This window comes from Streptomyces mesophilus (assembly GCF_040300965.1).
GTDB classification, from domain to species: domain Bacteria; phylum Actinomycetota; class Actinomycetes; order Streptomycetales; family Streptomycetaceae; genus Streptomyces; species Streptomyces mesophilus_A.
On the sequence record NZ_JBEPEW010000279.1, the window covers coordinates 1 to 4,846 of the forward strand.

At 69.7% G+C, this 4,846-nt stretch carries 4 protein-coding genes; 1 reads left to right on the forward strand and 3 read right to left on the reverse strand.

The genetic code is table 11. The features are described 5' to 3' along the window. Nucleotides 1-291: 291 nt before the first annotated feature. The 3 genes from ABT367_RS40800 to guaA form a co-directional block, all read right to left on the reverse strand. A complete protein-coding gene (locus ABT367_RS40800; protein ID WP_352258965.1) occupies nt 292-1,077 on the reverse strand; it encodes a class II aldolase/adducin family protein in 786 nt (261 codons plus the stop codon). Between the two features lie 73 nt (nt 1,078-1,150). Beyond that, complete coding sequence (locus tag ABT367_RS40805) at nt 1,151-1,735, reverse strand: Uma2 family endonuclease (RefSeq protein ID WP_352258967.1); 585 nt, start codon at nt 1,733-1,735, stop codon at nt 1,151-1,153. Between the two features lie 130 nt (nt 1,736-1,865). Continuing rightward, nucleotides 1,866-3,479 (reverse strand): glutamine-hydrolyzing GMP synthase, encoded by a 1,614-nt coding sequence (gene guaA, locus ABT367_RS40810; protein ID WP_434975654.1) that lies wholly within the window; start codon nt 3,477-3,479, stop codon nt 1,866-1,868. A gap of 368 nt (nt 3,480-3,847) precedes the next feature. On the opposite strand from guaA, the gene ABT367_RS40815 reads away from it, so the two are divergent. Continuing rightward, the gene (locus tag ABT367_RS40815; protein ID WP_352258971.1) at nt 3,848-4,144 is read left to right on the forward strand and encodes a chorismate mutase; all 297 of its coding nucleotides are present in this window, start codon (nt 3,848-3,850) and stop codon (nt 4,142-4,144) included. Nucleotides 4,145-4,846: the final 702 nt, after the last annotated feature.

The following is a 4,846-nucleotide window of genomic DNA, read 5'->3' on the forward strand; positions in this document are numbered from 1 at the left end:
CACCGCGGCGGGCAGCCCGCGGCCCGCCGCGAGCCCGTCGCGTTTCGCGGAGAACTCCGCGACCGCCCGCCGATGCCCCTCGCGCGCACCGTGCGGACAGTCACCGCAGGTGCACCCGCCCCCATGCGCTTCCTGTCGCGCCACTTGCACGGCCACCCGCGAACTCCGTCCCTGAATCCTGCCGAGTCGTTCAATTCCCTTGCAATTCCTGGGAATTGTGCCTTACGTGACGGATGAGGTCCTCAACGGGCAGGTCAGACAGGGTGATGGGCCGACGTGCGGGTTGACGTTTCACGCCAGGAGATCGGGTTCGCTGCGGCTGATGTCCTGCCACGACGGCTGGTAGTTGATCCAGGCGGCGAGGTCCGTGCCGAGCTGGTCGCGGGTGGCGATCGCCTGCTTGTGGTCGATCAGATACGTACGTCCCGCGGCGCGCGCCGCCAGCTGGACCTGGCTGCAGCGGTCCATGGAGACGAACCACCACGCGGCCGCGTCCACCGTGTCGCCGACGGTCAGGAGCCCGTGGCTGCGCAGCACCATCGCCTTGTGCGGGCCGAGCGCGGTGGCGATACGGCGCCCTTCGTCGGCGTCGACGGAGACGCCGGTGTAGTCGTCGTAGAGGGCGTGGTCCTCGTAGAAGGCGCAGCTCTCCTGGGTGATCGGGTCGATGTGCTCGCCGAGCGCGGCGAGCGCCCTGCCGTGCACCGAGTGGCAGTGCGCCACCGCGACCACGTCGGCACGCTTGGCGTGCACCGCCGCGTGCACGGTGAACGCGGCCTGGTTCACGTGATAGCGGCCGTCGACCACCTGGCCGTCCCCATTCACCAGGATCAGATCGCCGACGGTGATGTGCCGGAACGGCATCCCGAAGGGATTGACCCAGTAGCAGTCGGTGAACTCCGGGTCCCGCGCGGTGATATGGCCGGAGACCCCGTCCTCGAATCCGTACCGCCCGAAGAGTCTGAGCGCCCCCGCGAGCCGTTCCTTGCGGTGCCGCCGCTCGTCGTCGGGACTCTGATGCACCGGCGGCATCGCGAACTGGAGATTCTGCGCGGGTATCGGAGTCGGAGCGGTCATGATCCCTCCCAGGCCATGGCGTTATGGGCCGGAAGGTACCTCCGGTAACCGGAGGAGACCAGGGGCAGGCGGGTCAGAGCTCGTCGATCCCGGTGAGGTCGATGTCGATGTCGTACGGGGCGGTCAGCTTGAGGCGACGGTGGTGGACGCCGAGGTCGGCATAGGAGCGCGTCTCCTTGTCCAACTCGAAGGCGTGCACCACCGGGTAGCCGGGGTCACCCGCCGTCTCGACCCGCCAGAAGTACGGGATCCCGGCGTTCGCGTACTTGTGGGGCTTGGTGTCGCGGTCGCGGGCCTCGGAGTCCGGCGAGACGACCTCCACGGCGAGCAGCACGTCCCGGGCCTGAAAAGAGGTCTGTTCCCGGCTGCGGACCGCGTTGGCGCGTACGACGCTGATGTCGGGCTCGGGGCCGTTCCGCTTGTCGACCACGACGGTCATCTCACGCACGACCCTCAGCTCAGGTGGGACGGTCCGGCGCAACCCGGCCATCAACAGGTCGATCACAACGCTGTGGAAGTACCGTTGCGGGCTCACGAATACCAGGCTCCCGTCGATCAGCTCTGTGTGCGGCGGGAGGTCGGGCAGCGTCAGCAGGTCGTCCACGGTGTAACCGTCCTGCGGCGGCACCGGCCAGGGGTGCGTGCTCTCAGCGGTCATGAGGAGTCCTCCCATGGACGGGATTCTGCGCCGTACGGCCAGCGTACCCAGCGGATACGACAGTGCCGCCGCCCAGACGAATGAGCGACGGCAATGGCGTTGTCCCGTTACGTGAGGTGCCCCCGGAGGGTCACTCCCACTCGATCGTGCCCGGCGGCTTCGAGGTCACGTCGAGGACGACGCGGTTCACGTCGGCGACCTCGTTGGTGATCCGGGTGGAGATCTTCGCGAGCACGTCGTACGGCATCCGCGTCCAGTCCGCCGTCATCGCGTCCTCGGACGAGACCGGGCGCAGGACGATCGGGTGGCCGTACGTACGGCCGTCGCCCTGGACGCCGACGCTGCGGACATCCGCGAGCAGGACGACCGGGCACTGCCAGATCTCGGTGTCGAGACCGGCGGCCGTGAGCTCCTCGCGGGCGATCGCGTCGGCCTCGCGCAGGAGGTCGAGGCGGTCCTTGGTGACCTCGCCGACGATACGGATACCGAGGCCGGGGCCCGGGAACGGCTGGCGCTGGACGATCTCGGCCGGCAGACCGAGTTCCTGGCCGACCATGCGGACCTCGTCCTTGAACAGCTGGCGCAGCGGCTCGACGAGCTCGAACTCGATGTCGTCGGGAAGCCCGCCGACATTGTGGTGCGACTTGATGTTGGCGGTGCCGGTGCCGCCGCCGGACTCGACCACGTCCGGGTAGAGGGTGCCCTGCACGAGGAACGCGACCTCGGGGCCGTCCTCCTGGAGGATCTCCAGCTGCGCCTGCTCGAAGACGCGGATGAACTCGCGCCCGATGATCTTCCGCTTCTCCTCGGGGTCGCTGACCCCGGCGAGCGCGTTGAGGAAGCGCTCCTCCGCGTCCACGACCTTCAGGTTCGCGCCGGTCGCGGCCACGAAGTCCTTCTCGACCTGCTCGGTCTCGCCCTTGCGCATCAGACCGTGGTCCACGTACACGCAGGTCAGCTGGTTGCCGATGGCCTTCTGGACGAGGGCCGCGGCCACCGCCGAGTCCACGCCGCCGGACAGACCGCAGATGGCGCGCTTGTCGCCGACCTGGGCGCGGATCGCGGCGATCTGCTCCTCGATGACGTTGCCCGTGGTCCAGGTCGGCTTGATGCCCGCGCCCCGGTACAGGAAGTGCTCGAGCACCTGCTGGCCGTACGTGGAGTGCATGACCTCGGGGTGGTGCTGCACTCCGTACAGCTTCTTCTCGTCGTTCTCGAACGCGGCCACCGGGACCAGATCCGTGGACGCCGTGACGGCGAAGCCCTCGGGGGCGGCGCTGCACGCGTCGCCGTGCGACATCCACACCTGCTGCTCGTCCGGGGTGCCCTCGAAGAGGGTCGAGCCCGACTTGGAGACGTGCAGGTCGGTGCGGCCGTACTCGCGCGCACCATTGTTGTCGACGGTGCCGCCGAGCGTGGCGGCCATCAGCTGGAAGCCGTAGCACATGCCGAAGACCGGGACCCCGGCCTCGAACAGCGCGCGGTCCAGGCGCGGGGCGCCCTCCGCGTACACCGACGAGGGGCCGCCGGACAGGATGATCGCGGCCGGGTTCTTGGCGAGGATCTCGGCGACCGGCATGGTGCTCGGGACGATCTCGCTGTAGACCCGCGCCTCACGCACGCGACGGGCGATGAGCTGGGCGTACTGCGCGCCGAAGTCGACGACGAGGACGGTGTCGGGGGCGGCGGCGGGGGAACCTGGCACTGTGTGTCGGCCTTCCGGCGGGAGTGGGCGAGGACCCATGGGACTGATGAGGCACATGAGGCCGATGGGCCAAAGGGCTGTGCGCTCTTTTGTCGATTCTAACGGGGGTACGGGTGTGACTTTTCGTCTCAGCATCCGAACCGTGTGACGCTCACCATGCGGTCGGTCACCCGAAGCCGTTTGACGGGCCGGGGACGGGTGGGTCCATACTTGCCGCGTGACCAAGCAGACTCTCGCGTACTTCGCGTTTACCTATGGCAACCGGCCCACCGGCTGCCATGGTCGTGCTGCTTGAGCAACTGACAAGCGACTTACCAGGCGCCCCGGGCCGACAAGGCCCCGGGCGCTTCGTCGTTTCCAGGGGCCGTGAGCGGACCGGGCACCCGAACCCGACGAGGAGCCCTCCCATGAGCATCACCACTGTCACCGAGACCGAGAAGACCGGCGCCCGCACCGAGGACGCCGCCGAGCTGATCACCGGCGCACGGGACCGTATCGACGCACTGGACGACCGCATCATCGGTCTGATCCAGGAACGCATGGCCGTCTCGGCCGTGATCCAGGAGTCCCGTATCGCCTCGGGCGGCCGCCGTGTGAACCTGTCCCGCGAGATGGAGGTCCTCGCCCACTACAGGGACGCGCTGGGCAAGCCGGGTACGGCGCTCGCGATGACGATGCTGGAGCTGTGCCGGGGCCGGATCTGAAGTCCGGGCCGGGTCCGGGGCCGGATCTGAAGTGCGGGCCGGGTCCGGGGCCGGATCTGAAGTCCGGGCCGGGTCCGGGGCCGGTCCCGGACGCACGTTCGGTCCGCTTCTCACCCGTACGGCACCGTGACCGCCCGCCCCCGCTCTTCGTTGGTCCAGGTGTCCGTGCCAGCCAGGGGCGGGCCCGTCAGAACCACGCGTGGCTCCGCTGGAGCGATGAGACGTACGGACTGCTTACGCGTCCTGCGTCGTGGGACCTCGCTCCAGTACGTGACCGGTCGGCAGGGGACAGCAGCCCGGTCACAGTGAAGATCGGCCGGCTCCGGGGACGCCCGGAGCCGGCCGACGGTCCCCTTCCCCGCACGGCGTCCCGGCCCCCGACGCCGCCCGAACGGTTGCGCAGCCGTCTTGCCATCCCGCACGATGCGTAGCGGAACACTCTTCCAACTGCCGTACCGGACAAGCTCATTGCCAAAGGTCCACACCATGTGCGCGCCGCCCGCGCACCGGGTCGTGCACCGGCAGACCGAACCCGCGGCGCACTCCCCCCGGCGCCGCAGCCCGGCACCGACGCTGCCCTGACGTCGGCGCCGACAGCGAAGTGGGGGGGGGGCGCCGGGGTAGCCGGGGGGCGGGCGGCGGGGGGGGGGGGGGGTGGGTGGGTGGGGGCGCGGGGGGGGGGGCGGGGGACAGGGCCCCCCC

What these genes read in the sequence shown, in the direction of transcription:
- ABT367_RS40800 (WP_352258965.1), bottom strand. Translation starts at nt 1,077, where the DNA reads ATGACCGCTCCGACTCCGATACCCGCGCAGAATCTCCAGTTCGCGATG.
- ABT367_RS40805 (WP_352258967.1), bottom strand. Translation starts at nt 1,735, where the DNA reads ATGACCGCTGAGAGCACGCACCCCTGGCCGGTGCCGCCGCAGGACGGT.
- guaA (WP_434975654.1), bottom strand. Translation starts at nt 3,479, where the DNA reads ATGGGTCCTCGCCCACTCCCGCCGGAAGGCCGACACACAGTGCCAGGT.
- ABT367_RS40815 (WP_352258971.1), top strand. Translation starts at nt 3,848, where the DNA reads ATGAGCATCACCACTGTCACCGAGACCGAGAAGACCGGCGCCCGCACC.